The 24,800-nt window shown below is 37.0% G+C and carries 25 protein-coding genes; 7 read left to right on the top strand and 18 right to left on the bottom strand.

Annotation, left to right across the window (positions count from 1 at the left end):
• Positions 1–45: 45 nt before the first annotated feature.
• From IGL98_RS01490 to IGL98_RS01480, 3 genes are all read right to left on the bottom strand, one after another.
• Positions 46–255, bottom strand: a complete 210-nt coding sequence (locus IGL98_RS01490; RefSeq protein WP_206843722.1) for a hypothetical protein — start codon at positions 253–255, stop codon at positions 46–48.
• Between the two features lie 80 nt (positions 256–335).
• Entirely contained in the window at positions 336–728 is a 393-nt protein-coding gene (locus tag IGL98_RS01485) for a YxeA family protein (protein WP_206912061.1), read from the bottom strand.
• A 209-nt stretch (positions 729–937) separates the two neighbouring features.
• Entirely contained in the window at positions 938–1,441 is a 504-nt protein-coding gene (locus IGL98_RS01480; RefSeq protein WP_206912062.1) for a VanZ family protein, read from the bottom strand.
• A gap of 119 nt (positions 1,442–1,560) precedes the next feature.
• Between IGL98_RS01480 and IGL98_RS01475 the strand changes: the two genes are divergently transcribed.
• Positions 1,561–3,366 carry a M3 family oligoendopeptidase gene (locus IGL98_RS01475; protein WP_206843715.1) on the top strand — a complete coding sequence of 602 codons (1,806 nt, stop codon included), beginning with the start codon at positions 1,561–1,563 and terminating at the stop codon, positions 3,364–3,366.
• A 105-nt stretch (positions 3,367–3,471) separates the two neighbouring features.
• Here IGL98_RS01475 and IGL98_RS01470 read toward each other — a convergent pair whose 3' ends face one another.
• From IGL98_RS01470 to rpsO, 6 genes are all read right to left on the bottom strand, one after another.
• Positions 3,472–4,770: a coiled-coil domain-containing protein gene (locus IGL98_RS01470; RefSeq protein ID WP_206843713.1), complete on the bottom strand. Its 1,299-nt coding sequence runs from the start codon at positions 4,768–4,770 to the stop codon at positions 3,472–3,474.
• 362 nt (positions 4,771–5,132) lie between these two features.
• A complete protein-coding gene (locus IGL98_RS01465) occupies positions 5,133–6,458 on the bottom strand; it encodes a PcsB-like coiled-coil domain-containing protein (protein ID WP_206843711.1) in 1,326 nt (441 codons plus the stop codon).
• Positions 6,459–6,701: 243 nt separating this feature from the next.
• Entirely contained in the window at positions 6,702–7,217 is a 516-nt protein-coding gene (gene mreD / locus IGL98_RS01460) for a rod shape-determining protein MreD (protein ID WP_206843709.1), read from the bottom strand.
• 1 nt (position 7,218) lies between these two features.
• A complete protein-coding gene (mreC, locus tag IGL98_RS01455; protein ID WP_069646866.1) occupies positions 7,219–8,079 on the bottom strand; it encodes a rod shape-determining protein MreC in 861 nt (286 codons plus the stop codon).
• Positions 8,080–8,265: 186 nt separating this feature from the next.
• Positions 8,266–10,380: a polyribonucleotide nucleotidyltransferase gene (gene pnp, locus IGL98_RS01450; RefSeq protein ID WP_206843705.1), complete on the bottom strand. Its 2,115-nt coding sequence runs from the start codon at positions 10,378–10,380 to the stop codon at positions 8,266–8,268.
• 211 nt (positions 10,381–10,591) lie between these two features.
• Positions 10,592–10,861 carry a 30S ribosomal protein S15 gene (rpsO, locus tag IGL98_RS01445; protein WP_010770485.1) on the bottom strand — a complete coding sequence of 90 codons (270 nt, stop codon included), beginning with the start codon at positions 10,859–10,861 and terminating at the stop codon, positions 10,592–10,594.
• A gap of 282 nt (positions 10,862–11,143) precedes the next feature.
• On the opposite strand from rpsO, the gene def reads away from it, so the two are divergent.
• Positions 11,144–11,707 (top strand): peptide deformylase, encoded by a 564-nt coding sequence (gene def / locus IGL98_RS01440; RefSeq protein WP_206843703.1) that lies wholly within the window; start codon positions 11,144–11,146, stop codon positions 11,705–11,707.
• A gap of 55 nt (positions 11,708–11,762) precedes the next feature.
• Here def and IGL98_RS01435 read toward each other — a convergent pair whose 3' ends face one another.
• The 3 genes from IGL98_RS01435 to IGL98_RS01425 all read right to left on the bottom strand — a co-directional run bounded on the left by IGL98_RS01435 (position 11,763) and on the right by IGL98_RS01425 (position 14,137).
• On the bottom strand, positions 11,763–12,539 hold the full coding sequence (locus IGL98_RS01435) for a Cof-type HAD-IIB family hydrolase (RefSeq protein ID WP_069646869.1): 777 nt from the start codon (positions 12,537–12,539) through the stop codon (positions 11,763–11,765).
• Positions 12,540–12,561: 22 nt separating this feature from the next.
• The gene (locus tag IGL98_RS01430) at positions 12,562–13,209 is read right to left on the bottom strand and encodes a DNA alkylation repair protein (RefSeq protein ID WP_206843701.1); all 648 of its coding nucleotides are present in this window, start codon (positions 13,207–13,209) and stop codon (positions 12,562–12,564) included.
• 130 nt (positions 13,210–13,339) lie between these two features.
• Positions 13,340–14,137, bottom strand: coding sequence for a formate/nitrite transporter family protein (locus IGL98_RS01425; protein ID WP_206843699.1), 798 nt, complete (start codon positions 14,135–14,137; stop codon positions 13,340–13,342).
• 470 nt (positions 14,138–14,607) lie between these two features.
• On the opposite strand from IGL98_RS01425, the gene IGL98_RS01420 reads away from it, so the two are divergent.
• Together IGL98_RS01420 and rpsD are read left to right on the top strand one after the other, a co-directional pair.
• Positions 14,608–15,825, top strand: coding sequence for a TPM domain-containing protein (locus tag IGL98_RS01420; protein WP_242590185.1), 1,218 nt, complete (start codon positions 14,608–14,610; stop codon positions 15,823–15,825).
• Between the two features lie 252 nt (positions 15,826–16,077).
• A complete protein-coding gene (rpsD, locus tag IGL98_RS01415) occupies positions 16,078–16,689 on the top strand; it encodes a 30S ribosomal protein S4 (RefSeq protein ID WP_069646873.1) in 612 nt (203 codons plus the stop codon).
• Positions 16,690–16,815: 126 nt separating this feature from the next.
• Here the strand turns inward: rpsD and IGL98_RS01410 are convergent, their stop codons facing one another.
• Positions 16,816–17,484: an ABC transporter ATP-binding protein gene (locus IGL98_RS01410; RefSeq protein ID WP_069646874.1), complete on the bottom strand. Its 669-nt coding sequence runs from the start codon at positions 17,482–17,484 to the stop codon at positions 16,816–16,818.
• Positions 17,485–17,501: 17 nt separating this feature from the next.
• A complete protein-coding gene (locus tag IGL98_RS01405) occupies positions 17,502–18,587 on the bottom strand; it encodes an ABC transporter permease (protein WP_206843694.1) in 1,086 nt (361 codons plus the stop codon).
• Between the two features lie 222 nt (positions 18,588–18,809).
• Here IGL98_RS01405 and IGL98_RS01400 point away from each other — a divergent pair, with 222 nt between their 5' ends.
• From IGL98_RS01400 to IGL98_RS01390, 3 genes are all read left to right on the top strand, one after another.
• Positions 18,810–20,063 (top strand): transposase, encoded by a 1,254-nt coding sequence (locus IGL98_RS01400; protein ID WP_206847206.1) that lies wholly within the window; start codon positions 18,810–18,812, stop codon positions 20,061–20,063.
• A 152-nt stretch (positions 20,064–20,215) separates the two neighbouring features.
• Positions 20,216–20,761 carry a signal peptidase I gene (gene lepB, locus IGL98_RS01395; protein ID WP_206846953.1) on the top strand — a complete coding sequence of 182 codons (546 nt, stop codon included), beginning with the start codon at positions 20,216–20,218 and terminating at the stop codon, positions 20,759–20,761.
• 156 nt (positions 20,762–20,917) lie between these two features.
• On the top strand, positions 20,918–21,361 hold the full coding sequence (locus IGL98_RS01390) for a hypothetical protein (protein ID WP_206846952.1): 444 nt from the start codon (positions 20,918–20,920) through the stop codon (positions 21,359–21,361).
• 75 nt (positions 21,362–21,436) lie between these two features.
• On the opposite strand, the gene IGL98_RS01385 is transcribed toward IGL98_RS01390, so the two are convergent.
• From IGL98_RS01385 to trpB, 4 genes are all read right to left on the bottom strand, one after another.
• Positions 21,437–22,054, bottom strand: coding sequence for a DUF1054 domain-containing protein (locus IGL98_RS01385; protein WP_206912531.1), 618 nt, complete (start codon positions 22,052–22,054; stop codon positions 21,437–21,439).
• Between the two features lie 32 nt (positions 22,055–22,086).
• Positions 22,087–22,656: a GNAT family N-acetyltransferase gene (locus IGL98_RS01380; protein ID WP_206846950.1), complete on the bottom strand. Its 570-nt coding sequence runs from the start codon at positions 22,654–22,656 to the stop codon at positions 22,087–22,089.
• A gap of 81 nt (positions 22,657–22,737) precedes the next feature.
• Positions 22,738–23,505, bottom strand: coding sequence for a tryptophan synthase subunit alpha (gene trpA / locus IGL98_RS01375; RefSeq protein ID WP_206912530.1), 768 nt, complete (start codon positions 23,503–23,505; stop codon positions 22,738–22,740).
• On the bottom strand, positions 23,502–24,695 hold the full coding sequence (gene trpB / locus IGL98_RS01370) for a tryptophan synthase subunit beta (protein WP_242590252.1): 1,194 nt from the start codon (positions 24,693–24,695) through the stop codon (positions 23,502–23,504). The genes trpA and trpB overlap by 4 nt, the downstream gene beginning before the upstream one ends.
• Positions 24,696–24,800 lie beyond the last annotated feature (105 nt).

Below are 24,800 nucleotides of genomic sequence, written 5' to 3'. Positions count from 1 at the left end.
AAAACAGCGCATTTCTGGCGTTGTTTTACCTTTCTTATTTTGGTGCTAATCCGTAATCTTTAGGTGAAGCTCAACACCACGTAATATAACTGTTTCGCCACTTTTAAATGGAATCGTACATTCTTCTTGTGCGCCACTTAATAGTTGAATATTGATGCATTCTGTATCTGGAAAAATGCGGTAGGCCAACATTCCTAAAGTAGGGATCGTCATAGTATCTCTTGTTTTCTTTTTATTAATAGTCATAATTTCCATGATTTATCACTCCTTACTCTTATTATAAAAGGGTTTGTTTTAAATTTGAGTATTTTTTGCATAAGAGTTCTTTCATTTAGCTACAATAATGGCATTACTTTTTCCGGCAATTCTTTTTTATCGATTTCTTCCCAAAATATCACATTTTGACCTTTAACAGTGAGTTTAATAAATCTATCCGGGGTTAACTTTTTTCCAAACGAAATATACTCTATTTTTCGTTTTTCCCCCTTATTCGTGTAACAAGTTTGAACATAAGCAAAATTTTCTATTTTGGTGACTGCATCTGGGTATGTGTAATCGGATTTTTCAGTTGTTTTAGTATAAAGAGTTGCCGTTTTGACTAATGGATTAAAGTAATCAATCATCGTTGCAGCAGTTGAGGTATTATTATATGTAAAAATTCTAAGTCCAATAATACTGATTACTACGATGGCGATTAGCATCAGAAATGTTTTGCAAAAATGTTTCATCAGATGCTGCTCACTCCTCTTCGACTGATTTCATATACTCTACTTATAATAGAGTTTTTTGATTCTATATGCATCCAGCTAGAGACTGATTTTTCGAATTAATTTATAAAAAAAATGAAGCAAGGCTCTGGATATCAAAGTCTTGCTCCATTTATTTTTTTATTTTAAAAAAACTGAATTACTGTTCCATATGTTTTTGACTGTTCAATTTATTTTTTTCTCAGTTTTTTGATACCAATCACAAGCAAACAAAGAACAACTGCTGTAAGTGCTCCGATAGAATCCAACATCACATCCTGAAATAGTGGTGTTCGTCCGCCTGTCAACATTTGATGGTATTCATCCAAACCAGCGTAACCAGTTGCTGTCAGCCAGGCAACAACGCCGATCAACAGTGGTTGTTTGATCTTCATGTTTAATCCGATAAACCAACTTCCGCCTAATAAAAAGTATGTACCAAAATGAGCTCCTTTACGAATAAAAAACTCCACAAATTTTGTATATCCTCGTGCTTGAATACTTACTTCACTTCCAGCATAACTAAATGAAATTCCTTTTAATTGATCTTTAAATGGATGATTGCTCAATAACTTGTCCAGCAACCCAACTTGAGATTGTTGTTCATAGGTTTGAGAGGAGCTGTAAAATAAAATGGCCATGATCAAAAAGGCCAGAAATATATAAAAATTACTATTTTTCAACTGTTTTTTCAATTTGTCACCTCGTTTCAGTTACTATTATAGTAGTTTTTCTAAATAAAATAAACAATCGCTCAATCTTTTTTTCTTGTGATATACTAGAAGAAATAGAATTAAGAAAGAAGGAATCAGATATGACTTATTCACTCGTTTGGGATTTAGATAGCATTTTCCCAGGTGGTAGCCACTCGGCACAATTGGAACAACGCTTAACAGAATTGAAAGAGCAAAGCCAAACTTATCACCAGTTGATTGAACAGTGGACACCTGAAAATGATGCTGATTATCAGGAATTACAACAAATTTTAACTTTACAAGGAAAAATTTCTGATGGTTTTTCACAGTGCAGCAGCTTTATCACGGCTTTATCATCTGCTGACACAAAAGATAAAAAAGCTAAGATCTTATCTGGCGATCTCTTTTCGTTATTACCTGCGATTCAGTTAGCAGAAACTATTTTCACTAAAAAATTGACAGAAATTTCTGATGAACATTGGCAAACATTAACAGCTTTACCTGCCTTTGAATCGATAGCATTTCGTTTAAATGAAATTCGTCGTGATGGTATGCAGCTATTATCCGAGCAAGAAGAAAACATTATCAACACATTGTCTTTAGACGGGCTTAACGCTTGGAGTAGTCATTATGATACAATCGTGGCAAGTATTTCGATTCCATTTACAGAAGATGGGCGAACACTATCTCTTTCGGCTGGGCAAGCATTTAATCGGATGATGAGCGACCCTAGCGCAGACGTTCGTGCCAAACTATTCAACGAATGGGAAAAAGCTTGGAGCGAAAAAGCGCCATTACTAGCAGATACCTTAAATCATTTGGATGGATTCCGTTTAAGCGAATACAAACTACATGGTGTCACTGATTTCTTAGAAAAACCGTTAAACTATAACCGTATGCAAAAAGAAACGCTAGATGTTATGTGGGCAACGATTCAAAAGAACAAACAGCCCTTTATCGATTTCTTGACACGCAAAGCGCAATTATTTGGAAAAGAAAAAATGGACTGGCAAGACCAAGATGCTCCTATCATTTTAGGTGATTTAAAAGAAAAAACATATAGTTTTGATGAAGCCGCAGAATTTATTTTAGAAAACTTTGAAAAATTCAGTCCAAAAATGGCGACATTTGCTAAAGATGCTTTTGAAAAAAGCTGGATCGAAGCAGAAGATCGCCCAGATAAACGCCCAGGCGGCTATTGTACTGAACTTCCTGAAACCAAAGAATCTAGAATTTTTATGACATTTGGAAACTCGATCAATGAAGTCGCAACCTTAGCTCACGAATTGGGCCATGCATTCCATAGTAGCGTGATGTGGGATCTTCCAGCACTTGATCGGGAATACGCGATGAACGTCGCAGAAACGGCTAGCACGTTCGCAGAATTGATTGTTGCAGATGCAACGCTTAAGGAAGCCGCGACCCCAGAAGAAAAAATCAATTTATTAGACACAAAGATGCAAAATGCCATTGCGATGTTTATGAATATTCACTCTCGCTTCATCTTTGAAAATAGCTTTTACGAAGCTCGTCAAAAAGGATTGCTTAGTGAAGATGAAATAACCGAGTTGATGCTTGACGCGCAAAAAGAAAGTTATCAAGATAGTTTAGGAACTTATCATCCTCATTTTTGGGCTAGTAAATTGCATTTCTTTATTGATGATGTACCATTTTATAATTTCCCTTATACCTTCGGCTACTTGTTCAGCATGGGAATTTACGCCTATGCGAATAAACAAGGCAGTGATTTTGAAGATCAATACATTGCCTTACTTCGTGACACTGCATCAATGACTTCAGAAGACTTGGCTAAAAAACATCTTGGTGTTGATTTAACCAAACCTGATTTCTGGCAAGCAGGGATCGACCAAGTGATCAAAGATGTGAATGAGTTTATGACATTAACAGAAGAATATATTAAATAGTATTGAGAAGTTTCAACGTATTTTTCGTTGAAACTTCTTTTTAATTTGTATACAAAAAAAGAACCAGACAATTGTCTGGTTCTTAAATTATTAAGTTAATCTTGATTACATACGTACAGCGAAGCTTGGTGTGAATGAACCAACGTTGCTGTATTCAACGCCTGTACTTTCGTTACCAGCGTGGATATAACCGCCGCCGCCTGTAGCAATCGCTACATGGTAAGAAGCACCTGGGCTACCCCAGAAGTATAAATCTCCGGCTTGAGCTTCACCTACAGAGATACGTGTACCAGCACTTTCTTGTGCAACTGTATAACCACCGACATTACGGCCAGTTGAGTTCATAAATGCGTAGTAGACTAAACCTGAACAGTCAAAGCTACTTGGTCCTTTAGCACCCCAAACATATGGTTTACCAACTTGTGCTGCTGCAACAGAGATTGCAGAACCGCCAGTTGATGGTGGTAAAACTGGTGTTTCGGGTTCTTTTGGAACCTCTGGTTGTTGTGGTTGTTCAGGTTGCTGTGGTTGCTCAGGTTGAACTGGTGTTACATTGCCAGAATCTGAACTTCCAGTTGATGAACCTGTTGTTGATGATTCTTCAGTAGTTGAAGATGAAGCAGTTGTTGTGCTTGGCGTTGTTGCTTTAGCCGTTTTAGCTTCTTCAGCTGCTTTTTTAGCATTAGCCGCTACTGCTTTTTCTTGTTCAGCAATACGTGCTTGTTCAGCGATTGCTGCTTCTTTTTCTTTCACTAATCCAGCTTTTTGATCTTCAGCAGTTGCTCTTTCAGCAGCTAATGTTGTTTGTAATACATTCAAATCAGCTTCTGCTTTAACAAGATCGCCTTTTTGTGCTTCAAGTTCTACTTGGTTATCTTGAAGTTCTTGTAATTTTTCTTCGTTTTCAGCTTTTTTAGATTCAACAGCTTTTTTATCTTCTTGTTGTTGTTTCACTAAATCGTTGTTTGCATTAACAATTGTAGACATTGCAGTTACACGAGTAATAGCATCAGAAACTGATTTTGCATTCAATAATGCATCCATGTAGCTTGTGCTGTTACCATTAACTTGTACGTCACGTGCTTGGTTTTGGATAGCCACTTCACGTTTTTCGATACGTTTAGTTAATTGAGAGATTTCTTTTTCTAAGTTAGTAGATGTTGTTCTTAATTTGCCTTGTTCAGCTAATAATGTTTCTGCTTTTTCGTTAATAGAAGCTACTTGATTTTGTACTGCAGCCACTTGGCTTTGAGCGTCAGCTTCTTGAGATTTCAATCCTGAAATTGTTTGATCTTTTTGTTGAATTTTAGAGTCCACTTCATCTGCTGATGAAACTAACGGTAATGCTACAGATGTAAGGGTTAATGAGCAAATCATTAGTAATGGTAATATACTTTTTTTCAAAATTCATTCCTCCGACTTTTTACTTATAATAAATTCGTTCATCGTTTGAGTAATTTTCATTCTTATTATTGACAACGAAATCATTGTATCATAATCACATGTCATACATATAAAATTAATGTTACAGGAGTATTTCATTTTTGATAGTTCAAAATGACAGTCAACGTAATGGGTTTTAAGCAGGCTAAGAACGTATGAAATACAGCATTTAGGAGTATTTCATAGGATAAAACATTTTAGGATCGAACGATAAACGTAACATTGATTCTTTTACCATACTTCATCCAACACTATATTACAAATAATCCCCATCCACAAAACCAATAGATTTTGCAGCTGGGGATTTACTTTATCAGTTTAACTTATCCTGGAAAACGCCATACAACAGCTCTAAAGTTTGCTGCATATGGACTTGGTGTCCAACCTGTTGTTGTTGAGACATATCCAGAACCTGCTGGATTATTTGATTCCACGATTTGAACAGAACTACCGTTGACTCCAACGACTAAGACTGTATGAACGCCATCCAACCAAGCATCAGGGCTAAGAGAGTTTTCGTATTGAACAACATCTCCGACTTGAACATCAGACCAAGAGACTTGAACGGCTCCTGATTGCGTGTATCCACTATGTGGACCACCTGGTGAGAATCTAACACCTGCTGCATTTAGCCAATTTTGTACGGCTACAATACACTCACCGCTTTGGCCCCAACCAGTTGGGTTTGTCTGACCAACAGCATTTAAAGCGATTTGCGCTGCTTTTTTCTTCGCCTCTGACACGCCGCCAGTACCTATACTGCTACCACCGCCAGTATTACCACTAGGTTTTTCCACTGGTTTTGGCGCTTCTTGAGTTGTATTCGTTGTACCATTTTCTTCTACAACATTGGTTTGGGCAAGCCCCGGATTTGCAGCTTGTGCTTCTGCAAGTTTCTTAGCTGCTTCTGCATCTGCTTTTCTTTGTGCTTCTGCTTGTTTGACTTGCTTTGCTTGTTCTTCTTCTAATTTCTTTTGTGCCGCTGCTTTTTGTTCAACGTATTCAGATTTTTTACTTTCTTCTGTTGAGCGTTGTGCTTCTAAATCATTTTTAGCAATTTCTTGTTCAATCTTCAATGTATTTAAAGAAGCTTGTTTTTCATTTAATTCTTTTGCAGACGTTTCTAATACTGAGATTTGTGATTCTACAGTCTTTGTCTTTTTTTCAACATCTTTTTTATCAGAAGTTTGTTGTTCTAATAGATCATTATTCGCATTAACCAATGTCGTGATTCCTTGAACTCGGCTAATTGCATCAGAGATAGACTCAGAATTGATGATCACATCTAAATAGCTAGTACTTGTTCCACTTACTTGAACGTCACGAGCTTGATTACGCATTTGAACTTCTCTTTTTTGAATGCGGACATTCAAATCAGAAATCTCGCTGTATAATTTTGTAATTTCTGCTTTAAGTGTTTTTTCCTTTGCAGTTAATTCATCAATCTTAGTCGCAGTCGTTAGCATATCGGCTTCGATCGCGGCTACCTTAGTCGCGGCTTCTGACTCTTTTGTTTTTAATCCGTTGATGATTTCATCTTGTTGTCCAATCTTTGTATCATAGTCATCTGCAACTGCAGCCATAGGCAGAACAGCTGAGGTAAGCGTGATTGAACAAACCATCAATGCTGATAATATACTTTTTTTCACTCTTTATTCCTCCGGTATTTACTTTAAGTATTTATAATTTATGAGTATTTTTTTCGGTCGTATTTAATTCAGTAACGACGTAATTGTAACATAGCAGTATGACATACAGATAAACAAGATATTACAAAATTGTTTCATGCAACATAATTAAATAACGATCGAAATTTATAAAAAGACCAAGTAGAGACGTTTTCAAATAATATCATTTGTAATTTTTCAAATGCCTTATCAATAAAAAAGAGACTATTCATTAGCGAATAATCTCTTAAGCGGATAAGAAAAAATAACGAATATCAACATATTAAAAAGCAATGTTGGGCCTAAAACTTTCGTGATAAATAATAATGGCGCTACATTTGATATATGGAAAACAATTTGAAGTCCTACTGCAATCAATTCATACGTAGTTACAAAAATAATCATTCCAAAAAATGCTGTCAGCAGATTTGTATGAACCACTCGTTGGAATCGATACATCATCATAACCGTTGCTGTTAATGCAACTGTATAAATACCAATAATCCCAATATAGTAACTATCACAAATCATCCCCAAAACCACAGCTGTAATAACCAAATAGCGTTTAGATAAATTAGGTATTGCCATCAAAAATGCCAGCAACATAAAATGGGCATTTGCAAAATAGACGTTATCTGTTATATTCCGTGCAGCTTGAGTTAATTGACCGTCGAGCAGCATCAGTAAAAAGAAAACTACCGGCGCATAGTATTTAACATTTTCTTTTCGGATTAGTTGCATCTTACTCCCCCGCTCCAGCTAGTCTCTTGATGATCGTTACAACGGGTATATTATACATTTCAGCATAAGGCTTAACATAAACTTCTCGATCTAAACCATAACTATCTGGTTTAACTTTTTGAACCACACCGACTGGTAGATTCGCTGGAGAATTTTGCCCTAATCCAGATGTTTGAACAATATCGCCTTCTTTGATGTCCATATCGCCTACTAGTTGGCTAACGATCAATGTATTTTCTTTATCATCATATTTTTTTAACAAGCCATAAGAATCGCCTTTTTCCGAATTGATTTGGACAGGAAAATGATTTGAATTTTGATTCTTAGATGTTAATAGTTCAACTTTAGACGATGTCGCATTCACTTCAACCACACGGCCGATCAACCCTTTTTGAGCTAAAACTGCCATATTCGGTTCGATGCCGTCATTTGAACCCCGATCAACAACCAATAAATCTTGCCACATATCAGGAGAACGAGTAACAACGGTTGCTGTTACTTTCTCATAATTACCTAGTGTCTCATTCAAAGATAATTCTTTTTTCAATGCTTCGTTTTCTTTTTTTAAGTTGTCATTTTGGATAGAGAGTTCACCATATCCATCGATTCTTTCTTTCAAGCGTTCATTTTCATCGTAAGTGTTAAAAAGTGTACTGATTGACGATACACCATTGCTGATTGCTTTACCTGGAAACGAGATAACTTTGTCAACAAAGCCTACGCTATCATTGACTGCTGATTGACCAAGATTCGTCTTTCCGCTATTTGCTCTATGCGCTGCGGTCAAACTAATGATCGTCACCACAATGATCACTATGATCAGTGTGATAATTATATTTTTATTTGGATTAAATTTTTTCACATCGACACCCCGACTAATCTTTAGACTGATAGCAATAATTTTACCACTAATTAAAGGCAAACAAAAGAGCTGTGGTGCGTCTTTACCTATTTTTATTAAATAAAGTCGTTTTCACAAAAAAACAGAGTAGGCTAAACACCATACTCTGCTTTAATCAAATGTAAATCAAAAGCAAATTTCTATTGCTTATTTTTCTTTATTTTCTTCAGTCAATAACGCTTTACGTGAAACATTCACGCGACCTTGTTTGTCGATTTCAGTAACTTTTACAAGCACTTCATCGCCAAGTTTTACAATATCTTCAACGTTATTGACACGTTCATTCGCTAATTGAGAAATATGAACTAATCCGTCTTTCCCTTTGATCAAGTTAACGAATGCGCCGAATTTTTCGATACGCACAACTTTACCAAGATAAACTTGTCCAACTTCTACTTCTTTTGTCAACTCTTCAATGATCTTGATCGCTTTTTTGATCATATCAGCATCAGCAGAGGCAATACTTACATTACCTTCTTGATCGATATCGATCTTCACACCAGTTTCATCAATGATTCCGTTGATCGTTTCTCCGCCTTTACCAATAACGTCTTTGATTTTGGCTGGAGCGATTTGGATCATTTCGATTTTCGGTGCGTATTTGCTTAACTCTGGACGAGGTTCAGCCAATGTTGATGTCAATTCAGCAAGAATTTCCATACGGGCCTTTTTCGCTTGAGTCAATGCTTCTGTTAAGATTTGTTCAGTGATCCCTTGGATTTTGATGTCCATTTGTAGTGCTGTGATTCCATCTTTTGTTCCAGCAACTTTGAAGTCCATATCGCCTAGGTGATCTTCTAAGCCTTGGATATCTGTTAAAATCGTATAGTTTTCGCCATCACTGACAAGCCCCATCGCGATTCCGGCAACTGGCGCTTTGATTGGCACACCAGCATCCATCAATGCTAAGATCCCTGCACAGATACTTGCTTGTGAAGAAGAACCATTTGATTCTAAGACTTCTGATACAACACGGATCATGTATGGGAAATCTGCTTCATCCGGAATAATTTGCGCCATCGCACGTTCACCTAAAGCACCGTGACCGATTTCACGACGACCAGGAGATCCCGCACGACCTGTTGAACCAACAGAAAATTGTGGGAAATTATAATGATGAATGAAACGTTTGCTGTCTTCAACACCTAAACCATCAATGATTTGATGTTCGCCAAGCGGTGCTAGTGTCACAACAGACAATGCCTGTGTTTGTCCACGAGTGAATAAACCAGAACCATGAACACGTGGTAAAATACCAACTTCTGAAGCCAATGGACGGATTTCGTCTAATTTACGGCCATCAGGACGGATTTTATCGATCGTGATCAGTTCACGAACCACATCTTTTTCTAGATCTTCAGCGATTTGTTTTACTTCTTTAGCCACTTGCGCTTCTTCTTCATGGCCAGCAAATTTTTCAGCATATGCTTCTTTTAATTGATCTTTAACAGCATCGATATTCACTTCACGAGCTAGTTTTTCTTCTGTCATAACGGCTTCTTTCATTGAAGCGTAATATGCATCGAAGATTTCTTTTTTCAAGTCAGCATCCACTTGTAATAATTTGATTTCCATTTTTTCTTTACCGACAGCGGCAACGATTTCTTCTTGGAAAGCAACTAGTTCTTTGATCGCATCAAACCCGAAAAGTAATGCACCAAGCATATCTTCTTCAGATACTTCTTTAGCACCACTTTCAACCATGTTGATCGCTTTTTTCGTTCCAGCAACGGTTAATTCGATATCTGTTTTTTCAGATTGTTCAACGGTTGGGTTCAATACGTACTCACCATCAACACGCCCAACATCAACACCTGCGATCGGTCCGTCAAATGGAATATCTGAAATCGCTAAAGCTAAAGATGAACCAAACATTGCAGCCATCTCTGGTGTGCAATCTTGTTCCACGCTCATTACAGTATTTGTGATTTGAACTTCATTACGGAATCCTTCAGCAAACATCGGACGGATTGGACGGTCAATTAAACGAGCCGTTAATGTTGCGCGTTCGCTTGGACGACCTTCACGTTTGATAAATCCACCTGGAATTTTACCCACGGAGTACATTTTTTCTTCGTAATTCACTGTTAATGGAAAGAAATCAAAGTCTCTTGCATCTTTTGAAGCAACTGCTGCACTTAGTACTACTGTATCTCCATAACGAACTAATACTGCCCCGTTTGCTTGTTTGGCTAATTGGCCAACTTCAACTTGTAAAGGACGTCCGCCCCAAGTTGTTTTGAACACTTGTTTTTCTGACATGTATCTCTTCTCCTTTGATTCTTCGGAAAAGTTAGACTACTACTAAACAAATGAAAAGATTCAAAAGAATTGAGTCCTTTTATTTGGTTAGTAGATTCATTCAAACTTTCCAAAGATGATGATTTTTTAGTATTTTAAGGACACTCAACCTTTGCTTTTAAATAAGCTAAAAAGCGAGGTTCGTTACGAATCTCGCTTTTCTAGTGTTTGATTAACGACGTAATCCTAAACGTTCGATCAATACGCGGTAACGTTGGATGTCAGTCTTACGTAAGTAAGCTAACAAGTTACGACGGTGACCAATTTTTTTCATTAGTCCACGGTAAGAATGATGATCTTTTTTGTGAACGCGAGCGTGTTCATTCAAGTGATTGATATCAGCAGTTAATACAGCAATCTGTACTTCTGGTGAACCAGTATCTCCTTCATGACGAGCGTATTCGCTAATGATTTCGTTTTTCTTTTCTTTTGACATTGCCATGTTTTTCACCTCTTCTTTAATAGTCATCTTCTTACTGAGTAATGCGTTGGTGATTCGCACAACCAAGTAAAAGACGGTACGTTTCCATACAGGTATACTTTACAGGAAAGTTCTTTAAAATGCAAGACCAAGCTCAATTCATCCACTGTTTTTTTGAACAATTTATCCCCATTTTGAATGGTTTTATGATAAACTGTATAGGCGAATAAATACATTAATGGAAAGATTTAGTTTCTGACTGAGACTGACCTAGACTTTTAAATATAAAGGAGGAATTATCCCATGATCACCATGGAGGATATTATCCGTGAAGGAAACCCAACTCTTAGAGAAGTGGCAAAAGAAGTAGCGATGCCGCTATCTGATGAAGATATCAAATTAGGCGAAGAAATGATGGAGTTCTTGCATAACAGCCAAGATCCTATCAAAGCAGAAGAATTAGGTTTACGAGGCGGTGTTGGTTTAGCTGCACCTCAATTAGACATTTCTAAACGAATCATTGCGGTCCATGTGCCAAGTGGTGATTTGGAAAATCCAGAACCGACATTAAGTGCCGTGATGTATAATCCTAAGATTTTAAGTCATTCCGTCCAAGATGCTTGTCTTGGTGAGGGGGAAGGCTGTTTATCTGTTGATCGTGAAGTGCCGGGGTATGTGGTACGTCATAATAAAATCACACTTTCCTATGTAGACGCTGACGGCGTTAAGCAAAAAATTCGTTTAAAAAATTATGAAGCAATCGTCGTTCAACATGAAATCGATCATTTGAATGGTGTGATGTTTTATGATCATATCAATTCTGAAAATCCATATGCGTTGAAAGATGGCGTTTTGGTGATTGAATAACTAAAAAGTGATTTGTACAAACTAAAATAGTTTTGTACAAATCACTTTTTTATCCTTAAATCGCCTTTAATTCTTTCAACGCTTTCCAAATACCATCATTATCATTTGTATCCGTCACGATTTTTGCTTCTTTTTGGATGTGCGGCAAAGCATTGCCCATTGCCACTCCAATTCCAGCCTCACGCAACATTTCACGGTCGTTTTCACCATCGCCAAATGTGATGATATCTTCACGAGCAATTCCAACTCGGTCTGCCAAATTCAGTAAAGTCGCTGCTTTAGAGCCATTATTTGGCACGATATCTACACTTTCAGAATGCCAACGAATAAAACGGAATTTAGAAAATTCACGGTCAAACATGCCATCTGCTGACTCATCATAAAAGGCTAATGCTTGATAAACATCATTTTCTTTTTGAAAGTTCACATCATATTCTGGCGCTTCAAAGTCGATAGAACCCATCGCTTCTGCCATTTGTGCACGACGATGATGATTATTTTTCTTCACATCATCTAGTCCAACATACGCCAAACCAATTTCTCTTTTCTCTACCTCTGAAGCAAAACGATGCAATTCATCTTGATCCAGTAAATTTTGAAAATATTGTTCGTGATCCAAAAACGCTGCTGCTCCATTACAAAGCACATAATTGGAAAAATCTAAGTCTAAAATAATATCTTGCGCCATAAATCGGCTACGACCTGTTGCAATTGTTACAAGATGTCCTTGTTTTCTTAACATCCTTAATGCTTCTCGTGTGCTTTCCAACGGTTGTCTGTCGGTTCCAAGCAGTGTTCCATCAATATCAAATGCAAAAAGTTTTCTTCTCATGGCGTAATAACTCGCTCGCTTTCTATGGTTTTGGCAAATATTTACTGCCTTCTCTAACAGCTAATCGGCTTAATTCGGTTGTCTCGATCAAGGTTTGGACCCATAAAGGATCTGTTTTGCTATATTGACGCAAGGACCAGCCAATTGCTTTTTGAATAAAGAACTCATCTGTAGTTTTATCATAAATAATGGCTTTTTTCAATAACACAGTGTTTGTTTTTTCTTTATATAACAGTTGCAGATTGATTGCAATTCGCCTATGCCAAAAATCTTTTTCACCAAAAAAGGCTTCAAATAGCTGAGGCATTTCCTCTAAATGATAAAATCCCCAAAGTCCAAAAAACTTACGCCAAGAATCAACGCTATCCCACCAGGCTTTATCGATCACAAAAGGCTTAAAGCATAAGACTTCTTCAAAAGAGAAGCGTTTTACATTAACTGTTGCTAAATCAATCGCTAAATACTGGTATTCTCGTTCAGGTTTGCCATAGTAAAAATTGATTAAATCAAACAACTCCATAAACGGTAGTTTCTTGCTAGCTTTCAAAAGTTCTTTCTCTAACACCGCGCGCTCTGGTGCCGTAACACCTGCAAAAGGAAATAAATTTTTCATGTAGGCTGCCATTTGTTCAGCTTTTTCTTTATTTTCTGGAAAAACAACTTTATTCATTTCATTGCCCCTTTTTCTTCTTTCCTCTATTTTACTTCAAATAGCTTCTCACATCAAAAAAAGCTGAAACGAAAATAATTTCCGTTCCAGCCCTATAAACAGTGAAACAGAAATAACTCCGTTTCAACTTCTAATCTAAATATGTTGTATCTGCATTATTCAACCATGCATAACCCAAGCCCATCACTAAGCCACCACCGATAAAGTTACCGATCAAAGCAAAGAATAGATTGTGTGCTACGCTACCAACTGTCATTGCCGCCATTGTTCCGTGAGAAGCGAAATACGCTAAACTAAATGCTGGGAAGTTGGCGATAACGTGTTCGTAACCTAAGAAAGCAAAAATAAAGATGATGAAAATGATTGCGGCAACTTTACCAGCATCATCTTTCATACGCATACTTACTAACACGGCTGTGTTTACTACGATATTAGCAAACATTCCTTCAACTAAAATTTGTGTAGTTGTTTTATCTAATTTACCAGCAATTGATGTAAAGAAAAAGCTGTCAGCAGGTAAATCCTGGAAAGGAACTGTCAACGAAATCAAGTAGCCAAAAAGAACGCCACCGACTAAATTAAAGAAAATACATGCAAATAAAATCTTCGCTGCAAAAGAGAAATTGATCTTTTTACGGTAAACCCCAACTGTCATATAAAGCATATTTGATGTTCCAAGTTCCGCATTCATATAAAGAATCATAACAAGTGACCAGCTGAACATAAAGGCATACAGAATTTTGCCTAAGCCATGTACCATTCCTTCGCCTTTAATTGCAATCGCAAAGGCAACCGCCGTTCCTAATGTTAAAAACATACAAGCTAGCATTGCACGAAAAGCGTAACGCATAAAACTACTTTGAAATAAGTTCATTTTTTTACTAATTGATTTGTCGATCTGCTCAAATAATGGCGATACAGGTTTCATTGTGTTTCTCCTTTTCAATTTGTTTTCATATTACATTTTCAAAAACATCCTTTACCATTCTAAAGACCAGCACGGGTTTTGTCTAGTGCTTTTTCATACAAAGTATCACTTTTTTTCATAGGATAACAAATTAAGCTGAAAATTCCAACTAAATCTTTTAAAAAGACAATGAAAATGCATCTTAAGTAGGATGATTTTATTTTATCTGATGGTAAAATAGTAGTATTAACACTCAATGATTCCAAGGAAGGAGTATTATGTGAATGAAAGTGAAAACAGTTTTGTTGGTGGTAAATAATAATGTAAAAGAAAGCTTGGTATCTTCTTTGGGGAAGGGGGCAGGTTCTTATGTATCGATCCGTTCAAAATAATCAACCGCAACAATTAAATCAAAAAATTATTTCTCATTATCGCTCTTTAAAAAGAAGAAACGAGATTTTTACGGTCATTTTATTGTGGATCTTTCTATCTTGTGGTTTTTTTTTAGTTTATTCTTTATAACAGATAAGCATTATCCTGAAAAAATGGCCTCTTATGATCAACAATTAGTCTCTCTTAAACAAGAACGAGCAGACATTGAGACGGGAAAAGTAACAGAAACGAAAAAATCATTTGATACAGTTTTACAAGAAAATTTGGATAATTTAAAAGAATATCCTGAACAGGAAAACAATTACTCTGTCGTTATCGATGGAACGGATAGTAATCTAGTGATCAACAAAAATAATATATTTGTCTCAGATAACGCAAATATGTTAGATGCGACAGTAAAGAAAAAAATCTATGATTTAAATAAACAATTGGCTGCTAGTACCAATGGCGCTCAGCTAGAAGTCGTAACAGTACGTAATCTGCCTAAGGGTGAAGACATTGAATCTTATGCCAATAAAATTTTTAACCAGTTGGGGATCGGTAACAAAGATGAAAACAATGGTGTTTTATATTTGGTTGCTTTGGCTGACCGAGAATTCCGTTTAGAAGTTGGGTATGGATTAGAAGGGGTGATTCCTGATGGCGTTGCTGAAAATATTATCAATGACGATGCGGTTGTCGATGAATTCAAAGAAGAAAACTACAATACTGCCGTAAATCAAGTAGTGGATCAGGTTTTTGCATTAATGAATACAAAAACGGCTTTGGTAGATTCTAAAATCAATCAAGTTGAAGCACAAAAAAACTCAGCTAGGTTTGCTCACGGAAGTCTATTCATCTTGTTGGCAACTATAATAACAGTTAGTTCATTCTCTATTGTAAGACTAATACGTGCAAAAAAGGGGTTAAAATCAAACTACAAGGAATACCAAGAACAAATGACCGTTTACTCTAATGACATCGATCTAAATGATACTCAATTACTTCTTGAAAAAATAAAACAAACCGATCTTTACTATATTATGCTAAGTGAAACATTCTTAATTTCATCGAGAAGAAGTCTACGTCGTGCCATTACAAGAGGAAGACTATTAAAAAATCCAGCTGCTCAACAAAAAGCATTTGGCCGGATTTTAATTGGTGATACTCTTTATTCAGGTAATGGAGACATTTTAACTACAGCTTATCTAGCCTCCAATTACAATTCTAGTAACTGGTCAGACAATGATTCCTCTGGCAATGGAAGTGGCGGATCTTCTTGGGGTTCTTTTGGTGGAGGATCTTCCGGTGGCGGCGGCGCATCTGGTGGCTGGTAGTTTATTAGGGATAACGCAATAAAAAGCTTGAGTTATCCCCTCTTTTGCGCTATACTATGCTTTGTGTAAAATAATGCAGCAGAAAAATAATAGGCTCGTCAACATTTCATTGCCTTGATTGCTTCGGCTTTCAGGTTCAACTGCGTAACCCACGGCTGCAAAGGGCGAAGGTTGAAGAATGAACTGAACGAATATGAATTTTTCAGAAGATTATTTTACTCCAAAAAACTTATTTTATTGGAGGAATTTTTAATGTCACGTTATACAGGACCATCATGGAAAATCTCTCGTCGTCTAGGTATCTCTCTATCAGGAACTGGTAAAGAACTAGCACGTCGCCCATACAAACCAGGACAACACGGACCAAACAGCCGTGGTAAAGTTTCTGAATACGGTATGCAATTAACTGAAAAACAAAAATTACGTCATATGTACGGTATGAACGAACGTCAATTCGTTAACTTGTTTATTAAAGCAAGCAAGATCAAAGAAGGTAAACACGGTGTTAACTTCATGATCTTACTAGAACAACGTTTAGATAACGTCGTTTACCGTTTAGGTCTTGCTACTACTCGTCGTCAAGCACGTCAATTAGTAAATCACGGTCACGTAACTGTAGATGGCAAACGCGTAGATATCCCTTCATACCACGTTGAAGTTGGTCAAGTGATTTCTGTTCGTGAAAAATCTCAAAATATCGTAACTCTAAAAGAAGCTGTTGAATCAACTGTTGGACGTCCAGCATTTGTAAGCTTTGACACTGAAAAATTAGAAGGAAGCTTCACTCGTTTACCAGAACGTGATGAATTATATCCTGATATCGACGAAGCTCTTGTCGTTGAATACTACAACCAAAAACTTTAAGATTCTCTTGCTTTTATCGCATTATGGATCTTTCGAAAAAAACCTTGTACAGCTCTGCTGTACAAGGTTTTTTTATATAAAAAGTAGAACGAAGCTAGATTTCAGCTTCACTCTACTTTTTTAAGTTCATTGTTTTTCCAGCACTCCATCTTTCATCACAAATACTTCGTCACAAAAATCGATCAAACGCTGATCATGCGTCACCATGATCGTTGCTTTATTTTTTTCTTTCGTTTCCCGCGCTAAAATCTTTACAACCTCAAAAGCTCTATCCGAATCCAAACTTGCTGTCGGTTCGTCTGCTAAGATGATCGACGGATCATTATACAAGGCCCGAGCAATCGCTACCCGCTGACGCTCTCCACCAGAAATTTCATCTGGGTATTTTTTCTTTAACTTTTCAATTCCAAGCTCTGTTAATAACTTGTTGACTTTATCCACATCAGTCTTTTCTTTTTTAACTTTATCCACCAAACGTAATTGCTTTTCCACAGTGAGAAACGGAACTAAATTCGATGCTTGTAAAATAAACCCAATTTCAGAGAAGCGAATTTTGGACCGTGTTTTTTCATTTTCTTTACTAAATGCTTCATTATTTATTTTAACTTCGCCGCTAGTCGGTGTTTGTAAGCCCCCTGCAAGTGTTAAAAAAGTACTTTTCCCCGAGCCACTTGGGCCGATCACTGCAACGAACTGACCTTTTTCCACAGAAAAATCTGTGGATTTTAATGCTTCAATTGTCGTATCACCATCTAAAAACTGTTTATCCACAGATAAAAATTCGATTGCCTTCATTTTAAACTAGCCCCTTTCTATCCAATTGCCTTCAGCGGATCGATTTTAACAATCGTCCTAACCGAAAACAGCGCACCTAATACCGCAATCACTAACATTATCCCGCCAATTGATAAGAAGAATAACCAATTCGTTTGAAATGGAACAGCTGTTGGTAAAACGAGAGAAGTTCCCACCGTACCTAGCAAACCAAAAGTTATCCCCAAAACGGCCAAGACAAACGTTTGAACGATTACAGAGACTGCGATATAAAAACCAGAAATCCCCTGTGCTTTCATAATCCCGAAAATCGTTGCTTTTTGCATGGTCAAGACATAAATGAAAATACCGATAACAATCGCGGCAATCACAATCAAGAAGCCGATCATAAAGCCAAAAGTCAGTACTTGAGCATTATATCCTGGTAATTTATTAATAAATGTTGCGATACTATAACGAGCCAAGCCGTCCTCTTTCAAGTGAACATTTTTTAAGTTCCCGTCTTTTGCACGAAAAACAATCGCATTCACACGAGCATTTTCAGTAGTATCCGATTTTTCAAAGCGAATTTGCTGAAAAGCAGCTGTGGATACGTATAATACAGGTGCAACATTAAATTTAGCATTGTCCGTAAAACCTACAACTTTAAGTTTTTTATCACTACCAGCTAGTTTTATTGTATCTCCAAGTTTGAGGTCATTTTCTTTTTTCAAACTGTTATCCACAACTGTCTCATTTTCATTCGTAAATGATTTTCCTTCAATAACATTCGGCATTAAAAATTCATCTTTATTAATACCAAAAAAACTAGCATTGATTTTTTCAGTATTCTTTTTGTCTAATTGGATCACAGCTGCCGTTTGTCCTAATGATGCTTTTTCTTTTGCTTCAACTTCATCCATAAACTTAATTGGAATCATCGACATATTGATATTGGTATTCGATTCATCGGACAATACGATGCCGTCCGCCTGCCATTTATCCACAGCTGTTCGATTATCTTCAGCCAAGCCATACGCTAAACCTGTTAAAAAGAAAACTAAATAAGAAATCAAAAACATCACACTAATGATCAGCGCATAGCGTAATTTCGAGCGGGTTATTTCATTCCAAGCTAAAAACATAGTTCTTCCTCCTCCTTATCAATCGATAAGTTCTGTAAAAAGTATAGCAAAATTTAGAAATGACGACAAAATATCTGCTTTAGTAATTTTCTTAAACGAACTAATTTCATAATTCCAACCCCTTGAGGCGCAAGAGTTAAAATTAAATAAAAAGAGGGAACCTCCCCATTTTTGATATAATGTAGTTACGACACAAGCATAATCAAAAAGGAGTGTTCCCTTATGACCATTATACAACAACCTACTTTCATTGACATAGAAATTTTAATACAACTTGATGTCAAAGAACGACATGCCCATATTTTCTCCCCAATCGATTTTTATCCAATGGTATTGCTCTTTCAAAAAGAAACCCACGTCGGTGCTCCCATTACTCTCAACTATGAGGCGGCTATTAGAGCGATGATTACCCGCTATATTGAGGGGATTCCATCGATTAAAGCCCTTGTTCAACGATTAAACGAAGATGTCGCCTTCAAACTAAGTTTGGGCTTTCTTTATTCTGAACGGGTGCCTTCAGAAGCGAGTTTCTGTCGAATCATGAAAATCTTAAGTGATAACCCAACAGTTTTAGTTCAATTAAACGACGAGTTACTGGCCAAAATCAATCAAGAATTTCAAATTTATACGGAAATCGTTGCCATCGATGCAACCTCTGTTGACGGTCATTCCAAGCCTAAAAAAACAGAGAACGAAAAAGTCTCATCGACAACTGTTCAAAAAGAAATGACACTTAAAGAGATCCGCCAAGAATTACCGATTTATCCTTCGTGGGGTGTGAAAGCAAACAGTCAAGGCAAACATAATTATTGGTTCGGTTATAAGACCCATTATGCCGTCACGGCCCATAGCCAATATATCTTAGCTGGCATCACAACGTCTGCCTTTGTCGCAGATGTCAGTGTTGCGATCCCCTTAATGATGAAAGTAGCCGATTTAGGTATCGAAGATACCATGGTTCTAATGGACAAAGGCTATGACGCTCACTCCATCTATGAAAAAGCCCATGAGTTAAAACTTGAACCGATTATTGATTTAAAACGTGTGCCTAAAAATGATGGCGAAATTGATCGTTTTTACGCCCCAACGTGCTTACTAGAATATAGTTACAAGTATGATAGTTTTGATAAGCGTTACAGTGCATTAAAATTTACGAAACCTGAAACCCATTGTCGCGATTGTCCGTTAAGAAATGAAGGCCTCTGTCAAACCGTCATTAAAATCAAACAATCTGACAACTTTCGCAAGTACTCACAGCCAGCCCGAGGTACACGGGCATGGCGGAAACATTACAAAGAGCGAACATCAGTCGAACGCGTTAATGCCTATCTTAAAGACAATTATAGCCTTAATAGCACGAACTATTTTATCGCCACACGAGTGGTAGTCGAACACCAATTAATCCAACTGGCTTACAATTTAAAAACATTTTGCGCACAATTATTAGCTAAAAAAGAAGCAGTCATGTCATTTTAAAAATGATTTATTTAAAATTGGATGAGTGTTTACTTTTTTTAAAAGTGAATTATGAAATTGGCTCAAACATTAAATAATCCATAAAATTGTCTTATTTGTTCGATTTATTCTGGTATACTAATATGAAATACTAAGTAAAAAGGAGTTTATTTATGAAAAAGAAACACGGTAAGCTTTATTTAGTGATGCAGTTTGCTATGATTTTGCTATTTGCGCTTTTCTTGAGGAAGTTTGTTTTGACACCTGTGGAAGTTGTGGGCATTTCGATGGAGCCAACTTATCATGAATCAGACCGTTTGTGGCAAACCTCTTTGGTCAAACCAAAACGATTTGATACCGCAACATTTCCTAGTCCACGAGATGGAAAACGAATCGTGAAGCGCATTGTTGGAATGCCTGGTGATACCATTCGAATGGAAAATGACCAATTATATATCAATGATAAAAAGTATGATGAACCTTATTTAGATGAATTTAAAGCAGCATTGGAAGATGATATGCCTTTGACTGCTGATTTTACTTTAGCGAATAGTGCGGCAGGACCTGGCACTGTCGTTCCTGATGGGAAATATTTTGTATTGGGAGACAATCGTCGGAAAGCAGATGATAGCCGTTATTTTGGTTTTGTGGATGAAGAGGATATTGTGGGTGTGGTTTATTTTCGATATTATCCACTGAATAAGATTGGTGTGCAATAAACGTATTATCCCCGTATCACAAGCTGACTTTTGGAGTCATTTTATTAAAGGCTGTATAATGTAAAAAATGCATTATATAGCTTTTTTTGTGTATTAATAATGAAAGATAGTTTCTAATTTTCGAGAGTAAATCAACTATAGAAAGGATTGTAAAAAATGGAAAACTCACCTGAACGATTAGAGGGCCGCTGGATAATACGAGGGACTAATTTTCCTCTTTGGCTATCGAAAAAGCGTAGTGATCCTACTATACAATATGAAAAATCGAAAAATTCTCCCCTCGAATTTTTGGATATTGTTACTTATAAAAATAATAAAGGCCGACAAAAAAAGATTATCGGAATAGATACATATAAACAAGATCACTTTGTTTGGCGAGGGAAAGGAATCTTAACTATTTTAAGTAGCAAATGGTCCATCTTGACTATTACAGAGACGATTTTAGTTATCAAATTCGAGCGCTCTTTTTTAACACCTGCTGGAATTGACATTTTGGTTCGAGAAGGCATCGATATTGATGATCCAAAACAATTTATTTTAGATTCGTTTGAACAGTATTCCCTTACTGCAAACGAACTCAATAGTCTAGTTTGGCTTTAGAAACTTGAAATATCGCATAAAAAGAGCAGAACAACAGTCCATATAGTGACCTTTGTTCTGCTCTAATCTTTAGTCTTACTCCTGTAAGCCAATCGCTAGCTGGTACAATGGAATTAATTCCTCATACGTCTTCAACATATACTCACGGGCTTTTTCTGGGTCGTTCAACAAATCATCTGTCTTTCTAATGATTCGGCCAATTTGGAATTCACCTTTTTTTACATCGCGAAAACGGATTAAATGTTTCTCCAAATCCGCTTCATTCAACCGTTCGATCTCAGGTTGGGTATGATCGATCGACAGATAAAAATCAGCATCCAATTGCTCAAATAATACTTGATTGTCTAAAAAAGCTTGGGCGATTTCCTTCTCTTTTTTAGGATTATCAATCAAAGATAACCACATACAAAGATAGTCTGGCCAAATGCCTAACTGAAAATGAGCTTCCATTTTATAGCCGCGTTTTTTCTGGCTTAGTGCAGACCACGTATTTTCTGGCGGATAAACTGTTCTACGGCGATGTTGGGCGATATGAACAAAAAATTCCGTTTCTAGTTTTTCACCTAATTTTTCAGCAAAATAATCATCTAATTCTTGAAATTTTGGTTGGATTGTCGAACGAATACCAGCCATTCTTGGGTCTAAGCCTTCGATCGTAAAAACATCAAAATCTTTTTCAGTAAACATTAACATGTATTCAATTCTCCTCTGAGCTATTCTGTAATTTAGTTATGCAATTCTTGCCATTCTTCTAGCGTGATCCCTCGAATAATATCTGTAACAACTTTCCCTTTCCACATCCGGGCATTCGGGATATTGCCTTCTACTTTCATACCGATTTTTTCCATTACACGGCCAGATTTAGGATTATCGATATCATGCGTCGCAAAAATACGCATCAGTTTTAACTCTTCAAAGCCTAAACGAAGTAATTCATGCGCCGCTTCTGGCACATAGCCTTGTCCCCAAAATGCCTTGTTTAAAGAATAACCGATTTCTGCAATATTATGCTGATCCACCACACGTAAATCGATCGTTCCGATAAACTTGCCAGTTGCTTTTAACTCGATACCATATTTTCCAAGCGGCGCTGCCATGAAATAATTTGCAATGCTTTCTTTGGTGTCCTTAAAAGACTGATGGATTGGGAAAACATAAGTGACCGTTTCTTCATCGGATGCATATTCGTGCATATCGTTAGCGTCACTTAATGTTACTGGACGTAACTTCAAACGTTCGGTTTCCAAATATTGGTTTTCTGCAAAAATCAAATTACGATTGATAACAATTTCCATAATTCCACCTACTTTTCATACTACTTTACAGAAAGAAATGCTCAGAGGCAAGAGGAAAATAAAAAAATAAGAAATCTAAAATTAGTTACTTACTACTTCTTTGATAAAGGCACTGACTTCCGTTTGTTTTCCTTCACTAAGTAGCTGAACGATTTTGCTACCTACGATCACACCTGCACAACTTTTCCTAAAACGTTCCACATGTTCTTTAGATGATATGCCAAATCCTGCTAAAACTGGTTTATCACTGACTTTTTGAATATAGGCTAAATGCTCGTCTAATGTTTCTTGATAATTTCGACCAGTTCCTGTTACACCATTGACTGCTACTGCATAAATAAATCCTTCTCCCGATTCTACTAATTCCGGGATTCGCTCTTTGGGTGTTGTTAAGGCAACCAATGGAATCAATGAAATATCACTACCATTTAATAATGGTGTTAGCAATTCTTGATGCTCATAAGGTAAATCTGGAATAATCAGTCCTTTGACATCTGTTTTGACCAAATCGTGAATGAATGTTTCTAAACCATAACTAAAAATCGGATTGAAATACGTCATGATCACCAAAGGCGTTTTGGTTTTTATTTGTTTTAGCTGCTGGATTATTTTTTTCAGTGTTACTTTATTTTCTAATGCTCTTAGACCAGCAGCTTGGATTACAGGACCGTCTGCAACTGGATCTGAAAATGGAATGCCTAATTCGATTGCGCTTGCTCCAGAATCTGTCAGTAGCTGAATTTCATCAGCTAGTTGGTTTAGCCCTTGAGCCCCCACCATAATGTATGGAACAAAGATCGTTTCATTTGCTTGTTGTTTTGCCTTTAGTTGCTTCGTTAATGATTTCATTGGGATGCCTCCTGTTCAAATAATTCTTTGATTTGCTGTACATCTTTATCCCCACGGCCTGAAAGGCAAACAATAATTTGTTTATCTGGTCCAAGTTCTTTTGCAACTTTGAGTGCATGACTAACGGCATGAGAACTTTCTAAAGCTGGGATGATTCCTTCTGTTTGGCATAAAACTTTAAAGGCATCTAGCGCTTCTTGATCAGTTACTGATTCATAACTTGCTCTCTGTGTTTCGTTTAAATGACAATGCTCTGGTCCAAGCCCTGGATAATCTAAGCCGGCTGAAATCGAGAAGGCTTCTAAAATTTGGCCATCATCATCTTGTAATAGCTTCATCATCGCTCCATGAAGTACACCTGTTTTGCCTTTGGTGATCGATGCTGCATGCGAGGTTGTCTCTAATCCTAAGCCGGCCGCTTCAACACCGATCAACGCAACCTCATCATTGATAAAGGGATAAAAAATCCCCATGGCATTACTACCGCCGCCCACACAAGCAACGATGGCATCAGGTAATTGGTTTTCTACCTCTAAAAATTGACGTCTTGCTTCAATTCCGATAATGCTTTGATAATCTCGAACGATTTCTGGAAATGGATGAGGACCTAAAACCGATCCCATCACATAATGAGTATCTTCAACATTGGCAACCCAAAAACGTAACGCTTCGTTCACCGCATCTTTCAAGGTTTGACTGCCTGATGTCACACTTTCAACTTTAGCACCTAATAATTCCATCCGGAAAACATTTAGTGATTGACGTGCCACATCGACTGCTCCCATAAAAATTGTACATTCCATTCCAAACAAAGCCGCCACTGTAGCTGTTGCTACACCATGTTGCCCTGCTCCTGTTTCAGCAACGACTTTTTTCTTACCCATTTTTTTCGCTAATAAAATTTGACCGATCGTATTATTGATTTTGTGGGCACCAGTGTGATTCAAGTCTTCTCTTTTTAGATAGATCTTAGCGCCACCAGCAAAATCTGTTAAACGTTCTGCAAAGTACAATGGATTTTCCCGTCCAACGTATTGTTTTAAGTAATAGTTCAGCTCCTTTTGAAATGCCTCATCCGTTTTTGACGCTTCATAAACTTCTTCTAATTCTTTGACGGCATACATCAATGTTTCTGGGACGAATTGTCCTCCAAAATCTCCGTAAAATCCTTGGTTTGGTTGATTATACATGATTTTCCTCCTTATAATTAAAGCTGAACGGGCTCGTTTAGCCTTGACTGAAAAATAGGGAAATATGTTTGTGACGCTTTTTGTCACAGGCATATTTTATCTTTT

Source organism: Enterococcus sp. DIV0840, from assembly GCF_050527835.1.
Taxonomy (GTDB): Bacteria; Bacillota; Bacilli; order Lactobacillales; family Enterococcaceae; genus Enterococcus_L; species Enterococcus_L ureasiticus.
Note: the sequence above shows the minus strand (reverse complement) of the source record. Positions and strands in the feature narration are given on the sequence as shown.